Source organism: Agrobacterium sp. S7/73, from assembly GCF_019355535.1.
GTDB classification, from domain to species: Bacteria; Pseudomonadota; Alphaproteobacteria; order Rhizobiales; family Rhizobiaceae; genus Agrobacterium; species Agrobacterium tumefaciens.
On record NZ_CP072136.1, the window covers coordinates 1,826,957 to 1,842,345 of the forward strand.

A 15,389-nucleotide genomic window follows, 5' to 3' on the forward strand; every position below is an offset into this window, starting at 1 on the left:
TTTCACCGGGTCCGTGGTGAATGCTCCACCTATAGACGGCAAAAAAGCGGGCAGCAAGTTGTCTGCCCGCCTTTCGATACTGGCGATGCGCCTTACGAGGCTTCGCTGCGACCAATATTGGTGTTGTGCTGGGTTGGGCCGGTTCCCGACCAGTCGACCCTGCGGGTTGCGAACATGGTGGCAGCAATGGCGATGAAAGATATCAACGCGCCGGCCAGCAGCGCATATTCATCCTCATTCAGAACCAGATACATGACCCCATAAGCCACCGCCAGAACCGTGAACAGGGCTACCCCGTTCTTGCGGCTACGGGTTGCGCTTCCGAGATAGGAAGAGATCAGGAGCGCTGTCAGAAGTGACGCCGCAGCATAGGCGATGGTGAAGCCCGTATGTTCCGCAAGTGCGAGCAGCAGCACGTAGAAAACGATCAGCGCCAGCCCCGTCAGCACGTACTGGATCCAGTGCACGCTGCTGCCGCCCCTCAGTTCGACGATGAAGACGGCCAGGAACACCAGAGAGATGAAGCCTATCGAATATTTGAGTGTCCGGGCGATGATCTGGTAGAATTTCACGGGCTCGACGAGGTTGATCCTCATCAGGCTGTCGGTCAGCGGCAGGCGCGAACTCTCGACCACGCGGTCTATGCCCCTTGCGAGATAGGGGATTGTCCAGTTGGCCGTGAAATCCGAGGCTGTGACGGTCTTTTCCTCCGGCAGGAACAGGCCTTCAAAGCCGGGATGCGGCCAGTTGGCCTTGGCCGCCAAACTGGTGGTCTGGCCGGCGGGCGCGACGGCAAAGCTGCCGGAACCATTCAGGGAGAAGGCTATATCGAAATCGAAGCCTTTCTCGACAAGGCCTCTTTCGATCGATCTGTGCACGCCGGCATCGGACCTGATGGACATGTCCTGCGCACCCGTGCGGGGCGCTATGACAGAGATATCACGCATGCCGGGATCGAACGGCAATACGGAACCGCCATCGATCCTGACACCGGCGCTCGAGCGAATGCCGGTCATATCCTGTATGCTGAGAACGAGAATGGCGCTGTCGAGGCGGGGCGTGCCGGAGAAGCGGGCGATATCCTGAAGGATGCCGGCACCGAACCGGCCTTTGAGGACAAGGTCGCCATTATAGACCGGCAGGCTGTAGATCGACAGCCGCTTCTCCTCGGTCTTCAGATCGGCCGTGACATCAAGCGTTTCCGGCATGACCAGCGCCCATTCGGTCGTGCGATCGACGATGCTCTGGCCGTTCACCTCGCGGCGTCTTTCCACGTCGAAAGGCACGGCGAGATAAGGGCCGTTCACCACCTGATCGCCACCCCAGCCGCTGGCGATACGGCCCGAAACATCCTCGGCCCGCGAGGCGCGCTCTTCCGTCAGCGCCCAGACGAGAAGCAGCGGTACGAGCAGAACCATCGATATGAAACCGATCATCAGAAACTTGGCGCCCGGTGAGCGCAGGCTGACGGCGAAGCCGTTGCGAGGCGGGGCTGGCGGCATCTGCCCACCGGCCGGGGCGAGATCTTTTTCCGATTCATGTGCCATTCTGAAATCCTTATAAATATGATCGCGCCGCAACCCCAAGCGAAGTTCGGCCGGCGCTGTCCCAAGTTTAAAATCCCCGATGGTCTTTGCGTCCCCAAAATGAGCGCAAAACTATACTGGGATCGGATTCCGGCTGATTACGTTCGGAATTCCGTTAAACTCGCGGTAAAATTGTGACTTTCCCACGTTCGTTGCAGAAACAGAAAGGGCCGGCGTCGCCGCCAGCCCTTTTGTTCAAAACCCGTGGCGGTTGAGATCAGTCCTTCTTGGACGGAACCACGCGCAGCGCCAGCTCGCGAAGCTGGGTCGGCGTTGCCGGCGACGGCGCGTTCATCAGCAGGTCCTGCGCCTGCTGGTTCATCGGGAACAGCGTGATTTCGCGCAGGTTCTTCGCACCAACCAGAAGCATGACCACACGGTCGATACCGAAGGCGCAACCGCCGTGCGGAGGCGCACCGTACTGGAAGGCGCGGTAGAGACCGCCGAAGCGCTCTTCCACGTCGCTCTGCGACAGGCCGACCTTTTCAAAAGCCTTGACCATCAGCTCGGGCGACTGGTTACGGATAGAGCCGGAGGCGATTTCGAAGCCGTTGCAGACCGCGTCATACTGGAAAGCCTTGATGGAGAGCGGATCCTGTCCTTCCAGCGCTTCCATGCCACCCTGCGGCATCGAGAAGGGGTTGTGGGCGAAATCGATCTTCTTTTCTTCGTCGTTGTATTCGAAGAAGGGGAAATCGACGATCCAGCACATTTCGAAACGGTCGCGGTCAATCAGGTTCAGCTCGTCGGCGGCACGGGTGCGCGCCTCGCCGGCAAACTTGTAGAACTTGGCGGGATCGCCCGCGACGAAGAAGCAGGCGTCGCCCGCCTCAAGGCCGAGCTGCTGGCGCAGCGCCTCAGTGCGTTCCTCGCCGATGTTCTTGGCAAGCGGACCGGAGCCGGCAACCTTGCCTTCTTCTTCCTTCCAGAAGATGTAGCCGAGGCCCGGCTGGCCCTGGCTCTGCGCCCAGGCGTTCATGCGATCGCAGAATGCACGCGAACCACCGGTCTTGGCCGGGATAGCCCAGACCTGCACCTTGGGGTTGGAGGCGATCATGTTGGCGAAAACCTTGAAGCCCGAGCCATCGAAATGTTCGGTCACGGCTTCCATGACAATCGGGTTGCGCAGGTCCGGCTTGTCGGAGCCGTATTTACGGATCGATTCGTCATAGGGAATGCGCGGCCATTCTTTCGTCACCGGCTTGCCTTCGGCAAACTGTTCGAAAACGGCCGTCATCATCGGCTCCATCGTGGTCCAGACGTCTTCCTGGGTCACGAAGCTCATTTCGACGTCGAGCTGGTAGAATTCGCCCGGCAGACGGTCTGCACGCGGGTCTTCATCGCGGAAGCATGGAGCGATCTGGAAGTAGCGGTCGAAACCGGCCACCATCAGAAGCTGCTTGTACTGCTGCGGGGCCTGCGGCAGCGCGAAGAACTGGCCTTCGTGGATGCGCGAGGGAACGAGGAAGTCGCGCGCGCCTTCCGGCGAGGATGCGGTGAGGATCGGCGTCGTATATTCGGCAAAGCCCAGATCGCCCATACCCTTGCGCATGGAGGAGATGATCTGCGTGCGCTTGACGATGTTCTTGTGCAGGGTTTCGCGGCGCAGGTCGAGGAAGCGATACTTCAGGCGAACATCTTCGGGATATTCAGGCTCACCGAAGACGGGCAGCGGCAGTTCCTTAGCAACGCCCAGAACCTCGATCTCCTGCGCATAAAGCTCGATCTCGCCAGTGGCCATGCCCTTGTTGATGGTGTCTTCGGACCGCGCCTTGACGAGACCGTCAATGCGGATCACCCATTCACCGCGCACCGTCTCGGCAACCTTGAAGGCCGGGCTATCGGGGTCGGCCACGACCTGAGTAATGCCGTAGTGGTCGCGAAGGTCGATAAAGAGAACGCCGCCATGATCTCGCACGCGATGAACCCAACCGGAAAGGCGAACGGTTTCGCCGACGTCGGACTTGCGGAGAGCGGCACAGGTGTGGCTGCGGTAACGATGCATTTTAATATCCTGGAGCGTGTCGTGGGCCAGATGGGCGGCACTGTCGAAATTTGCCGGAAAAGCGCATGACCAGCCCGATTTGTCAAGGCAAAGCACAACAATGTCGCGTTCAGCCTGTCCTTTCGCGCACCTTCGCTTTAGATAGTGCTTATTCAGCCCGCCAAACCGAGTCGGCCCGCAATGAGCCAGATCAGACCTCTTATCCCGCTTCTCGTCACCGCCGGCATTCTGATTGGCGGCAACGGTCTGCAGGGAACCTATATCGCGCTGCGGGGCCTGTCCGAAGGGTTTTCGGCCAGCACCATCGGCCTCATCAGCGCCGCCTACAGCATCGGATTCGCGCTCGGCTGCATTTCGGTGACGCGCCTTCTGCGCAAGATTGGCCATATCCGCACCTTCGCCACCATGGCGGCGGTCGCATCGGCCGCCTCGATCGCCATGCCGCTTGTCCTTCATCCCTTGTTCTGGATGTTGATGCGCTTCGTCATCGGTATTGCGGTCGCCTGTCTTTTCGCCGCGATCGAAAGCTGGATCAATGCGCAGGTGACGAATTCCAACCGTGCGCGCACGCTGTCCATCTATCGTTTCGTCGATCTCGGTTCCGTAACGCTCGCCCAATATATCATTCCCGTCGCCGGCATTGACGGGCCCGTGGTGTTTTCGCTGATCGCCATGGCGCTCACGCTGTCGCTGGTGCCGATCTCGATTGCCGACAAATCCAACCCCGCGCCGCCGAAACAGATCCCGTTCAATCTTTTCGCGGTGTGGCGCATCTCACCGCTTGCCGTCGTCGGCTGCGTGGCTGTCGGCCTCAGCATGGCGGCGTTTCGCAACATCGGGCCAATCTATGCCGAACAGATCGGCCTTTCCGTCACCGCCATCGCCACCTTCATGAGTGCGGGCATCATCGGCGGCGTGGTCTTGCAATATCCGCTCGGCGTCTATTCCGACCGTTACGACCGCCGCATCATCATTCTCGCTACCACGGCGTGCTCCGTGATTGTCGGTCTGTTTCTCGCCCTGTTCGCCGGCTCGGACGAATGGAGCAACATCATCGGCGTCTTCGTGTTCGGCGCCTTTGCCCTGCCGCTCTATTCACTGAGTTCCGCCCATGGCAACGACCATGCCAAAGAGGGCGAACATGCGATGGTGTCTGCCGGGCTGCTGTTCTTCTGGTCGGTGGGTGCAACCGTCGGCCCGCTGCTCGCCTCCGTCCTGATCGACCAGTTCGGTCCCAAAGCGCTGTTCAGCTACACGGCCGCGATCCAGATCGTTTTCATCGCCTACACCATATACCGGCTACGGGTGCGCGAGGGAGTACCCGTTGAGGAGCGGAACTGGCGGTTCCGCCCGCTTTTGCGCACCTCGGCCTATTTTCAGAAGCTGGCCGCCCCTGCACCACCCAAAAACGACGGGCCGACGCCAAAACCACCTGAGAAAAACGATCCTTGAGCCTTCAAAAGTGGGCTTTGTATTGACATGCGCCCGGCAAAGGGAAAGTAAGACGGATAATTTTCACGAGTGGCCATTTGCAATGATTGAAACGACTGCCGCCCTCGCCGAAGCCTGCACGGAACTGGCGAAATCGGAATTCATTACCATCGACACCGAGTTTCTGCGTGAAACGACCTTCTGGCCCGAGCTTTGTCTCGTGCAGATGGCGAGCCCTACCCTTGAGGTACTGGTCGACCCGCTCGCCAAGGGTCTCGACCTTACGCCGCTGTTCGAACTCATGGCCAATCCCGATGTCGTGAAGGTTTTCCATGCGGCGCGTCAGGATATCGAAATCATCTATCATCTTGGCGGGCTTATTCCGCACCCGATCTTCGATACGCAGGTCGCGGCCATGGTGTGCGGTTTCGGCGATTCGATCTCTTACGACCAGCTGGTCCAGAGGATCAAGAATGTGCAGATCGACAAATCCTCACGTTTCACGGACTGGAGCCGCCGCCCGCTGACGGAAAAGCAGCTGGATTATGCGCTGGCCGACGTCACCCATCTGCGCGATGTCTATCTGGCGCTCAAGGCGCAGCTGGAGCGTGAAGGCCGCTCGCTTTGGCTGACCGAAGAGATGGACATTCTGGAATCGCGCGAAACCTATGACATGCATCCCGACGATGCCTGGCTGCGGTTGAAATCGCGCCTGCGCAAGCCGACTGAACTCGCCATCCTCAAATTTGTAGCAGCATGGCGTGAACGTGAGGCGCGGTCGCGCAACGTGCCGCGCTCACGCGTGCTGAAAGACGATGCGATCTTCGAAATTGCCCAACAGCAGCCGAAGGACACCGAGGCGCTGTCGCGGCTTCGCACCATCCCGAAGGGCTGGGAACGCTCCTCCTCCGGCACGGCCATCATCGAGACCGTGAATGCGGCGCTGGCACTTCCGAAAGAGGAAATGCCGAAGGCGCCACGTCACAGCCACGCACCGGAAGGCTCCGGCGCTGCTGTGGAGCTGTTGAAAGTTCTCCTGAAGCTAACGGCAGACAAGCACGGCGTCGCAGCAAAGGTCATCGCCAACAGCGAAGATCTGGACAAGATCGCTTCCGAGGGCGAGGCTGCCACCGTGGCAGCGCTGACCGGCTGGCGGCGCGAACTGTTTGGCGATGTGGCGCTGAAGCTCATCAATGGCGAAGTGGCATTGCGTTTCGCCGGCAAGAAGGTCGAGGCGGTTGATGTGGCGGTGAGCGAGGCCTGATCGCCCGCGTCTCTCGCAGTTTTGCGCATTGTCCGGACGCAAAAGCGTCTCTGCTTTTACTGGACCTGCGCCAACCCAAATTTTGCCCGCATCGCGGTCCATCTCTTTGCAGATGGTCTCGCTTTGAGGGTATTTCCATGAAACCTGCCCGTGCTCTGCTGTTGGCCGCATCTATCGCGGCCGCAGGCATTTTCCCTACTCTTTCATCCACGTCAGCGCGCGCCGATGACGGCAAGGTCGATCTTCAGGGCGAATGGACGACCGATTGCCTTAAGATCGGCAAGAACGACCGTCACGGCATCGTCACGCGCATCACCATACGCGGTGGCCGCATGCATGCTGTCTCACAGATTTACGCCCGCAGCAGCTGCCAGCAGCCCACGGTGCAGGTGCGTTACGAAGGCACGCTAGATGGTGGCCTGAAGGACAACGACAGCATGCTCTTTGCCCATACCGTCACCTCAATCGCCATGACACCCAACGACCCCGCGGTTGTCGAGCATTATAATGGCGACCCGAAGGGTACCGGCTGCGGGTTGACTGGCTGGAAAGAGAATATTCCCTTCGATGTCGATGGCCGGACCTGCGCGGCCATCACCTTTGCCAGCAAGGGAGAAACCCTGTTCGACCGCGCATGGATAGACGGCAACCGGCTGCGTTTTGCCGCCTTCCCCGTCACATGGTCGAACCGCTCGCCGGACGACCGTCCGCAATCCCCGCTTGAAACGGTCTATTACAGAACATCCTATTAAGTAGTAGACCCGGGTGCACAGCCCTTTTGCGGCAACGGGGCAACAGCCTTTCCAATCCTTCATGTGACCTTACCGAATGGTCACTTTTTGCAGCGCATTTTCCACATTAATGTCGCATATGACCTGAACAGAAGCTTCGCCTGACGGGGGCACGACGCTTCCCTTCCCCGAGATCAAGAACCGACATGAGAAAATTGCTGCCCATTCTGGATTACGTGGTGCTCTTCGTTGCCGTGGCCGGCAGCGGCGTGGCCTACGCGTTTCTGGAATATGGCGGCGGCGCGCTCATTGGCGCCACCTATGCGCTGTTCGCCTGTGCGCCCATCCTCGCCTTCGAGCGTGGTTACGTGCTGCCCGGTCTGTCGCGGCAGGTTAGCGCATTGCCGACACCGGCCTATATTGCCGTGGGCCTCATCATCTATGCCGTCCTCGTCTTCTGTGGCTTCGGGCTTGGCGGTACCATTCTGTGGGTTAGCGGCATATTTCCCGGCACCTGGAAACGGGCGGTGCATGCCGAGGTGCAGACACTGATCTTCACCCTCATCGTCTGCGGCATCATCGTTTTCATCATGCGCGTGCGCGAACTGCTGGGCCGTGACATCTTCATCGATCTCATTCTCGGGCGCTATCGCCGTCCAGTCAGCGAAGACCGCGTCTTCATCTTCATCGACCTCGTCGGCTCCACTTCGTTTGCCGAAACCCATGGCGACCTGAAGGCGCAGGAGTTTCTGGGCGAAATCTTCGCGAGCTACGCAGCCCCCGTCAGAAGACATGGCGGCGTCATTGACGACTACATCGGCGACGCGGCCATCATCACCTGGCCCTATCACATGGCGATAAGGCGGGCAGCCTGCGTGCGCTGTGTTTTCGATATCCAGGCGACCATCGAGGACAAGCGCGACATGTGGCTCGCCCGTTTCGGTGAAGTGCCGCGCCTTCGCTTTGCGATTCATGGCGGGCCGGTCATAACAGCCGAAATCGGCGTCGATCACCACAAGATCACCTATTTTGGCGACACGGTGAACACCACTTCGCGGCTCGAATCACTGAGCAAGATGCTCGGCCATCCCGTGCTGATTTCGGCCGATCTCGCCCATCAGCTGGTGCTACCCAAAGGTGTTCGCAGCGAATATCTCGGCGAACATGCTGTCAAGGGACGCGGCCAGACGCTCGGCGTGTGTACGCTCAGCCAATATCAGGCCCCAGCCGCCTGAAAAACCCCTGAAAACAAACGGGTAGCTTCGTTTTCCGAGGCCGCCCGCCATCAAAATTCATCAAAGCTTCAAACTGCAATCACCTGCCTGTCATGTGGCACCCCTATCGCCTCAGTCCTGTCTTCAACAGGCATTGAGGGGTCTCCACCATGAAGCATATTCTTTTCGCACCTTTCGCCGTTCTTGCGCTCGCAACCGCATCCCATGCAGAGCAGGAGTTTCCGGCAAAGCTGGTCTCGCACGCCATTCTGCCCGCCAACACCATCATCGCAGCACCTGCCGATGCGCCGGAATACCTCAAGACATCCGCCAAGTTCACGACGGCCGACCGCAAGCGCGCCGAGGGTCTCGGCACCGTGCCCGGCAAGGATGGCGTTCGCCCGACCGGCCTCTCCATGCCGTTCAACGGCCAGGCCATGCAGGGCTTTTCCGGCATCAAGGCCATGGCAGACGGCAGCTTCTGGAGCCTTTCCGACAATGGTTTCGGCTCGAAGCTCAACTCCAGCGATGGCATGCTGATGCTCCACCACATCAAATTCGACTGGGATGCCGGCAAGGTCAACGCGCTGGAGACGGTGTTCCTTTCCGACCCGGACAAGAAAGCTCCCTTCCCCATCGTCATGGAAGGTTCGACCAAACGTTACCTGACGGGCGCCGACTTCGACGTCGAATCCATTCAGCCCGTTGCCGACGGCTTCTGGGTGGGCGAAGAGTTCGGTCCCTACATCCTGAAATTCACCCGCGACGGCAAGCTGACCGACGTCATCGCCACCAAGGCCGGCGATATCGAGGTGAAGTCCCCGGATCATCCGACCCTGGCACTGCCCGGCAACCCCACGCAGAAAATGCCCGCTTTCAACCTGAAACGATCAGGTGGTTATGAAGGCATGGCGCTCTCCAAGGACGGCTCGAAGCTCTACGGCCTTCTCGAAGGCCCGCTCTACACCGCCGAAGGTCAGGTCGAAAAGACCGAAGACGGCTCAACCGCCCTTCGCATCATCGAGCTCGATACCGCCAAGAAGGAATGGACAGGCCGCACCTGGCTCTACCCGCTGGCGCAAGGTGGTGAAGCCATCGGCGATTTCAACATGCTGGACGAGAGCACCGCGCTGGTCATCGAGCGTGACAATGGCGCCGGCACCACCGACAAGGCCTGCGCCGACCCGAAAAAGCCGGACGTAAACTGCTTTGCCGTACCTTCCAAGGTCAAGCGCATCTACAAGATCGAATTCAACGACGCCAATGCTGGCAAGGCGGCGCGCAAGATCGGCTATATCGATCTGCTGAAGATCTCCGATCCTGATAACAGGAAGCGTCAGGGCGGCGGCAACGGTTTCTACGACATGCCGTTCGTGACCATCGAGAATGTCGACCGTGTCGACGCCACCCATATCATCGTCGGCAACGACAACAACCTGCCCTTCTCGGCCGGTCGTGCGCTGGACAAGGCTGACGACAACGAGTTCGTCCTGCTGGAAGTCAAGGACCTTCTCGACGCGAAGTAAGGAAAACGGTGCCGGAATACGTTCCGGCACCGTCAGCGCATCGGCGCAATCTCCAACTGAACGGAGCGTTCCTGCGGCCTGAAAAAGGAAGCGCGGCGCTCCGTTACTGTACCGACCCAACCTGACCCGGAACCCGGTTCCGAAACAGGAAAGACCCGTCATGCAGGACAATGCCGAACGACTGTATTACGCCCTGAGGAAAAGCTGGTCACTCGAAACCAGCAGCCTGTGGTCGAGAGAAAACCCAGCCAGGGGGCAAGGCGGCGTTACAGCTCTTGTGGTGCAGGATATTTTCGGTGGCGACCTCGCCAAAACCGTCGTTAGCGGCGCCGACCATTTCTACAATATCGTCAACGGCACCCGCTGGGATTTCACCTTCACCCAGTTCGATATTCCGGTCGGTTACGAGGACAGGCCCGCCACCCGCACGGAAGCGATGGCAAGGGCCACGCCCCTGCAATATGCCTATCTCAGCGCCTGTATCCGGAAGGCGCTGAGGCACTGCTGACCCGTTTGCCCATGCGCGCCAGTCGATTGTGGTTTTGCCCCACCGAATCCGGCATGGCGATCAGCTATTGAGTGTAGTTTCAACACTGCGATCTAGTCTTTCCCGCAAAGCCGACACAATCCATGCGATAGTATCGGTGAGCTAAATGGCGCACCGATAGGAGAGACGTTCGATGAGTGAGAGTTGCCCGGTTCTGACACCGGCTGAGCAGCAAGTTCAGGATATATTGGAACGGACGGAAGCGGCGATGATGGCCACCATTCACGCAGCGCTTGAGCGCGCCAGCAAACAGGCCGCCGAGGAACTCCAGGCCGTTGGCTCGGAAATACAGCCCCCGCCACATGACTATTTCGCCGCCGTCGCTCACCAGCAGCTTTTCCTGCTGTTATGCGGGGCCGACCCGGACACATTCGAGGGCGGAGACCCCGAAGTCGCGCGTCACATCATTCAGAATGCCCAAAACATATCCGACCATTACTGGAAGTAAAAAAGCTGCGACTGCGGATGGTTCCGGCGGCTGACGGCGCTGTGTGAAGCCAGATTTCGTTCCACGCAAAGCGCGCACACGATCTGCATTTCAAAGGGATATCTGGCCTAATCGGCTTGCCTTCGCAATTTCACGTCATATGCCCTTCATAGTCCCCGGTTACGCAGGCCGAAATCCGGAGACAGGCATGCACTCAACCACACAACTCAATCGCCCCAAGCTCGCAGAGACAGTTATCCATTCGACGGCAAGCATAAGGGACTCGAACATAGGTAGCTGCTGCGAAATTTTGGCCGATACCTCTCTGCACAACGTCGAACTCGGGAATTACTCCTACCTCGGACCCCGTTGTATTGTCGGTGATGCGACAATCGGGAAATTCTGCGCTATTGCCGCGGACGTCAGGATTGGCGCACCGAACCATCCAATGGACCGACCGTCCATGCACCGTTTCAGCTACTGCCCGGAATATTACGCTACAGAGGCGGTGCGCGACGACGCTTTTTTCGATCGCCGCAAGGAGGATCGCGCCGTCATCGGTCACGATGTCTGGATCGGTCACGGGGCCATCGTGCTGCCGGGCGTGAAGGTTGGAGACGGCGCCGTGCTTGCAGCAGGCGCGGTCGTCACCAAGGACGTGCCGCCCTACACCATCGTCGGCGGTGTTCCCGCGAAGATCATTCGCGAGCGGTTTTCGCAAACCGTGGCGGGGAAGCTTGCCAAAATCGCGTGGTGGGACTGGCCCTTCGAGACGATCATGGCGCGGCTAGCCGACTTTCAATCAAGCGATATCGACTCCGTTTGTCAGCGCTGGTCCTAGTATAGCCCCACAACTGCCTGCGGTGCCAAATGGCCGGCGTCTGCCCGTTACTCGAACACAAACGCCAACCGCTTGCCCGTCAGTTTCGCCAGTTGCTGCAGGCGTCCGTCCAGACGCTCGCCGGCAAAATCGCAATAGGCGTGTGGTACGACGAATTCCAGATCCAGATCCGGATTGGTGGATTTGCGGAATTTCAGGTGATCGACGACACCGGGCATGGAGGCTGAGAAGAGGTAAACGACGCGCAGCAGGCCGCCGAGCAACTTGCCTAGTTCCAGCAGGCGGTCACCCGCCATGGCGGCGAGCGGCTGTGTGGTGCCGTTGTCGTTCAACCCTTCGAAGCGGTAATAATTGGCAAGCGCAATATAGGCGCGGCCCGGATGGGTGATCGCCACGAAGGAGGAGTGGGCGATGATGTTGAGCGCTTGGAGGCCGCGATAGTCCGGATGTGCACGCCAGCTGATATCTGCCAGAAGGCAGGCCGCCTGCCGGTAACGGCTTTCCTCTTCCGTCTCCTCGATGCCGAAGACCGGAAAGGTGCGGCCGCTCCAGTCGGCCAGTTCGCGCGCATGTTCGGGCGAACGGGCACGCAGAATGGCAAGCTCGTCGGCCGTGACCAGCAGCGGGTCGGCATCCCGCTCCGCTTCCGTCAGTAGCGAGTAAAGATAACCTTCGCGCACGCCCTGCGCCGAGAAGGCGATCGTTGCCGGCTTCATCGCCTTTAGAACTTCACGCATGGCGATGGCGCCGAACGGCAGAAGTGAACGGCGGTTCTTGGAGACCGCCTGCCAGGCCGGGTCCTTGCTGTCCCTGGAGACGATGACTTCTTCCAGAAAATTCAGCATTTCCGCCAGCGGCAATTCATATCCCTGCATCATGTGCAGCGGATAACCCGTGATCTCCATGTGCAGCTTGGCGATGTTTCGCCACGTGCCGCCTACGGCATAAAAGGTACGCCCCTCGCCGGCCGCCAGCAGCTTTGCGAAGGATTTGACGTGCTTGCGGGCAATTGTCGTCGCCTTCTCCAGCGAGCCATCCGATTGCTCCGACAACCGAAGGCCGCCGAGCGGCAGGGTGATGCCCTCGCCGCAGTTCTTGCCCTTGATGTCGATGAGTTCCAGCGAACCGCCGCCCAGGTCGCCTGCAATGCCATCCGGGTCGTGGAAACCGCTGATCACGCCATAGGCGGAATAAAGCGCTTCCTTTTCGCCGGACAGCACCTCGATCTCGCAACCAAGTATGGCTTCGGCTTCACGGATGAAATCCGGGCCGTTTTCCGCTTCGCGCGCTGCCGCTGTCGCCAGTACGTAGAGTTGCTGCGCCTGCGCCTGTTCGGAAAGCGCATGGAAGCGACGCAGCGCCATCAAAGCCCGGCTAACGCCTTCCTCATGCATCCGACCCGTGAGGGCCAGTCCCTTGCCGAGACCGCAAAGGACCTTTTCGTTGAACAGCACGGCGGGCGCGCGGGAAAGACCTTCATATACGACGAGACGAACGGAGTTCGAACCAATATCTATGACGGAAACGGGGGCAAGGCCGGTCAGCCGCCCCTGTGCTTCTGATCGAGTCATTCAGCCTGTTTCTTGCGGGAAGAAATCAACCCGGCAATCAATTTGGGCGCACTTGATTTCAGGGCTTCACCACGTCCGGAAAGGCTGGGATTGGTCATGAAATAGTGCTGCGCGTTGAACGGTTCTTCGCCTTTACGCACCTCGATGCGCCTCGACGTTCCGTCCGCAAGTATCTCGTAGCTCTGCTGGTTGTCAATGAGATTGCCCAGCATAATCTGTGAAAGAACCTGCTCGTGCACGGTAGGGTTGGTGAGCGGCACCAGCGTTTCAACGCGGCGATCAAGGTTGCGCGGCATCATGTCGGCGGAGCCGATATAGACCAGCGCCTTGTCGGACGGCAGGCCGAAACCATTGCCGAAGCAGAAGATTCGGCTGTGCTCGAGGAAGCGGCCGACAATCGACTTGACGCGGATATTGTCCGACAGACCCGCAACCTGTGGGCGCAGGCAGCAAATGCCGCGCACGACGAGATCGATCTCCACGCCAGCCGCACTGGCGCGGTAAAGCGTATCGATAATCTCGGGATCGACCAGCGAGTTCATCTTCATCCAGATCGCCGCCGGCGCACCGCGCTTGGCGTGCTCGATCTCTTCGTTGATGTGCTTCACAATGCGCGCACGCAGCGTATAGGGCGAAATGGCGAGTTTCATGCCCTCTTCCGGTTCGCCGTAACCCGTGATGAAGTTGAAGATATTCGCCATGTCGTGGGCGATCTTCGGGTTGCAGGTGAAGAAGGACAGGTCGGTATAGATCTTGGCCGTGATCGGGTGGTAGTTGCCGGTGCCGAGGTGGCAATAGGTTCTGAGCTTGCCGTCCTCGCGGCGCACCACCATCGACATCTTGGCATGCGTCTTGAGTTCGATGAAGCCGAACACCACCTGCACGCCGGCCCGCTCCAAATCGCGCGCCCAGCGGATGTTCGCCTCTTCGTCGAAACGCGCCTTCAATTCGACCAGCGCGGTAACGGATTTGCCGGCTTCCGCCGCGTCGATCAGCGCGCGAACGATCGGGCTGTCGTTGGAGGTGCGGTAAAGCGTCTGCTTGATGGCGAGCACTTCGGGGTCGCGCGCAGCCTGCAACAGGAACTGCACAACCACGTCGAAGCTTTCATAGGGGTGGTGAACCACCATGTCTTTTTCGCGGATGGCGGCAAGGCAATCGCCGGCATGTTCACGCACGCGCTCGGGGAAACGGGCGTTGTAAGGCTCGAACTTCAGGTCGTCGCGCGGTGCGCGCACGATTTCCGAGATGGTGTTTAGCGCGAGCAAGCCGGGCAGAACGGCAACGCGATTATCAGGCACGCCAAGCTCGTGCACCACGAACTGGCGGAGCGACTGCGGCATTTCGCTGTCGGTCTCAATGCGGATAACCGAACCGCGGCGGCGGCGCTTCAGCGCGCTTTCGAAGAAGCGGACCAGATCTTCCGCCTCTTCCTCCACCTCGATATCGCTGTCACGGATGATGCGGAACGTGCCGAATCCCCGGACGGTATAGCCCGGATAAAGACGGTGAATGAACAGGCCGACCACATCTTCTAGCGTGATGTAGCGGATGGCGTTTTTCTCATCCGGCAAACGAACGAAGCGGTCGAGCGCCGTCGGAAGACGCAACAGCGCTGTCATCGGCTCGCGGCCGTTGACGCTGTCGAGTTGCAGGCCCATCGAGAAACCGAGGTTCGGAATAAAGGGGAACGGGTGCGCAGGGTCGATGGACAGCGGCGTCAGCACCGGGAAAATACGTTCCTCGAACTCGGTGCCCAGCCAGGTACGATCCGCTTCGGAAAGTGCGGCAGGCCGCACGATGAAAATTTCTTCCTTGGCGAGATATTGCTGCAGAACCGCAAGCGAAGCCTGCTGCTCCATTTGAAGATTGTCGATTTCCTTCAGAATATCTTCCAGCTGCTCGGCTGGTGTCTTGCCGTCAGGTGTCTTGACCGTAATCTTCTGGCGCACCTGGCCTTCGAGGCCGGCGACGCGGACCATGAAGAATTCATCGAGGTTGGCGGCGGAGATGGACAGGAAACGCAGCCGCTCCAACAGCGGATGATCCGTGTTTAGCGTTTCTTCCAGAACACGGCGATTGAACTGGAGCCAGGAGAATTCGCGGTTGATGAAGCGCGCGGGGCTGTCCCAGAGGTTCTCGCCCTCGGTCATCGGCTGAACCTTGTTGAAGTCGTCCTGCACAATAGCGTCCATGTCCTGTACCATCCCCTGACTTTCCGTCCCGTGATCCTGCTGCATCCCGCG

Annotated in this window: 12 protein-coding genes and 1 other annotated feature (1 of these 13 cut by a window edge); of the genes, 8 read left to right on the plus strand and 4 right to left on the minus strand. The window is 59.5% G+C overall.

Annotation, left to right across the window (positions count from 1 at the left end):
* Window positions 1-16: a sequence feature (sul1 is cis-regulatory element that is thought to sense ions involved in sulfur or methionine metabolism; They are found in Alphaproteobacteria), on the minus strand (it extends 40 nt beyond the left edge of the window).
* Between the two features lie 76 nt (window positions 17-92).
* The gene (creD, locus tag J5276_RS09050) at window positions 93-1,547 is read right to left on the minus strand and encodes a cell envelope integrity protein CreD (RefSeq protein WP_162632959.1); all 1,455 of its coding nucleotides are present in this window, start codon (window positions 1,545-1,547) and stop codon (window positions 93-95) included.
* A gap of 256 nt (window positions 1,548-1,803) precedes the next feature.
* Window positions 1,804-3,591 carry an aspartate--tRNA ligase gene (gene aspS / locus J5276_RS09055; RefSeq protein ID WP_003512477.1) on the minus strand — a complete coding sequence of 596 codons (1,788 nt, stop codon included), beginning with the start codon at window positions 3,589-3,591 and terminating at the stop codon, window positions 1,804-1,806.
* 180 nt (window positions 3,592-3,771) lie between these two features.
* Here aspS and J5276_RS09060 point away from each other — a divergent pair, with 180 nt between their 5' ends.
* From J5276_RS09060 to J5276_RS09095, 8 genes are all read left to right on the plus strand, one after another.
* On the plus strand, window positions 3,772-5,043 hold the full coding sequence (locus tag J5276_RS09060; protein WP_003512472.1) for an MFS transporter: 1,272 nt from the start codon (window positions 3,772-3,774) through the stop codon (window positions 5,041-5,043).
* 82 nt (window positions 5,044-5,125) lie between these two features.
* Window positions 5,126-6,286 carry a ribonuclease D gene (gene rnd, locus J5276_RS09065; RefSeq protein WP_003512471.1) on the plus strand — a complete coding sequence of 387 codons (1,161 nt, stop codon included), beginning with the start codon at window positions 5,126-5,128 and terminating at the stop codon, window positions 6,284-6,286.
* A 137-nt stretch (window positions 6,287-6,423) separates the two neighbouring features.
* Window positions 6,424-7,038: a hypothetical protein gene (locus J5276_RS09070; protein ID WP_003512470.1), complete on the plus strand. Its 615-nt coding sequence runs from the start codon at window positions 6,424-6,426 to the stop codon at window positions 7,036-7,038.
* Window positions 7,039-7,223: 185 nt separating this feature from the next.
* Window positions 7,224-8,252: an adenylate/guanylate cyclase domain-containing protein gene (locus J5276_RS09075; protein ID WP_003512469.1), complete on the plus strand. Its 1,029-nt coding sequence runs from the start codon at window positions 7,224-7,226 to the stop codon at window positions 8,250-8,252.
* Between the two features lie 149 nt (window positions 8,253-8,401).
* Window positions 8,402-9,757 (plus strand): esterase-like activity of phytase family protein, encoded by a 1,356-nt coding sequence (locus J5276_RS09080; RefSeq protein ID WP_112154958.1) that lies wholly within the window; start codon window positions 8,402-8,404, stop codon window positions 9,755-9,757.
* Window positions 9,758-9,917: 160 nt separating this feature from the next.
* Window positions 9,918-10,265: a hypothetical protein gene (locus tag J5276_RS09085; protein ID WP_111795778.1), complete on the plus strand. Its 348-nt coding sequence runs from the start codon at window positions 9,918-9,920 to the stop codon at window positions 10,263-10,265.
* Window positions 10,266-10,437: 172 nt separating this feature from the next.
* Complete coding sequence (locus J5276_RS09090) at window positions 10,438-10,752, plus strand: hypothetical protein (RefSeq protein ID WP_112154959.1); 315 nt, start codon at window positions 10,438-10,440, stop codon at window positions 10,750-10,752.
* A gap of 187 nt (window positions 10,753-10,939) precedes the next feature.
* Entirely contained in the window at window positions 10,940-11,572 is a 633-nt protein-coding gene (locus J5276_RS09095) for a DapH/DapD/GlmU-related protein (protein ID WP_112154960.1), read from the plus strand.
* Between the two features lie 47 nt (window positions 11,573-11,619).
* Here J5276_RS09095 and ppx read toward each other — a convergent pair whose 3' ends face one another.
* Window positions 11,620-13,143 carry an exopolyphosphatase gene (gene ppx, locus J5276_RS09100; protein ID WP_112154961.1) on the minus strand — a complete coding sequence of 508 codons (1,524 nt, stop codon included), beginning with the start codon at window positions 13,141-13,143 and terminating at the stop codon, window positions 11,620-11,622.
* On the minus strand, window positions 13,140-15,338 hold the full coding sequence (locus J5276_RS09105; RefSeq protein ID WP_075807550.1) for an RNA degradosome polyphosphate kinase: 2,199 nt from the start codon (window positions 15,336-15,338) through the stop codon (window positions 13,140-13,142). The genes ppx and J5276_RS09105 overlap by 4 nt, the downstream gene beginning before the upstream one ends.
* Window positions 15,339-15,389 lie beyond the last annotated feature (51 nt).

Bases quoted from the DNA above. Each gene is read 5' to 3' on its own strand.
- creD (WP_162632959.1), bottom strand. From the start codon at position 1,547: ATGGCACATGAATCGGAAAAAGATCTCGCCCCGGCCGGTGGGCAGATG.
- aspS (WP_003512477.1), bottom strand. From the start codon at position 3,591: ATGCATCGTTACCGCAGCCACACCTGTGCCGCTCTCCGCAAGTCCGAC.
- J5276_RS09060 (WP_003512472.1), top strand. From the start codon at position 3,772: ATGAGCCAGATCAGACCTCTTATCCCGCTTCTCGTCACCGCCGGCATT.
- rnd (WP_003512471.1), top strand. From the start codon at position 5,126: ATGATTGAAACGACTGCCGCCCTCGCCGAAGCCTGCACGGAACTGGCG.
- J5276_RS09070 (WP_003512470.1), top strand. From the start codon at position 6,424: ATGAAACCTGCCCGTGCTCTGCTGTTGGCCGCATCTATCGCGGCCGCA.
- J5276_RS09075 (WP_003512469.1), top strand. From the start codon at position 7,224: ATGAGAAAATTGCTGCCCATTCTGGATTACGTGGTGCTCTTCGTTGCC.
- J5276_RS09080 (WP_112154958.1), top strand. From the start codon at position 8,402: ATGAAGCATATTCTTTTCGCACCTTTCGCCGTTCTTGCGCTCGCAACC.
- J5276_RS09085 (WP_111795778.1), top strand. From the start codon at position 9,918: ATGCAGGACAATGCCGAACGACTGTATTACGCCCTGAGGAAAAGCTGG.
- J5276_RS09090 (WP_112154959.1), top strand. From the start codon at position 10,438: ATGAGTGAGAGTTGCCCGGTTCTGACACCGGCTGAGCAGCAAGTTCAG.
- J5276_RS09095 (WP_112154960.1), top strand. From the start codon at position 10,940: ATGCACTCAACCACACAACTCAATCGCCCCAAGCTCGCAGAGACAGTT.
- ppx (WP_112154961.1), bottom strand. From the start codon at position 13,143: ATGACTCGATCAGAAGCACAGGGGCGGCTGACCGGCCTTGCCCCCGTT.
- J5276_RS09105 (WP_075807550.1), bottom strand. From the start codon at position 15,338: ATGGACGCTATTGTGCAGGACGACTTCAACAAGGTTCAGCCGATGACC.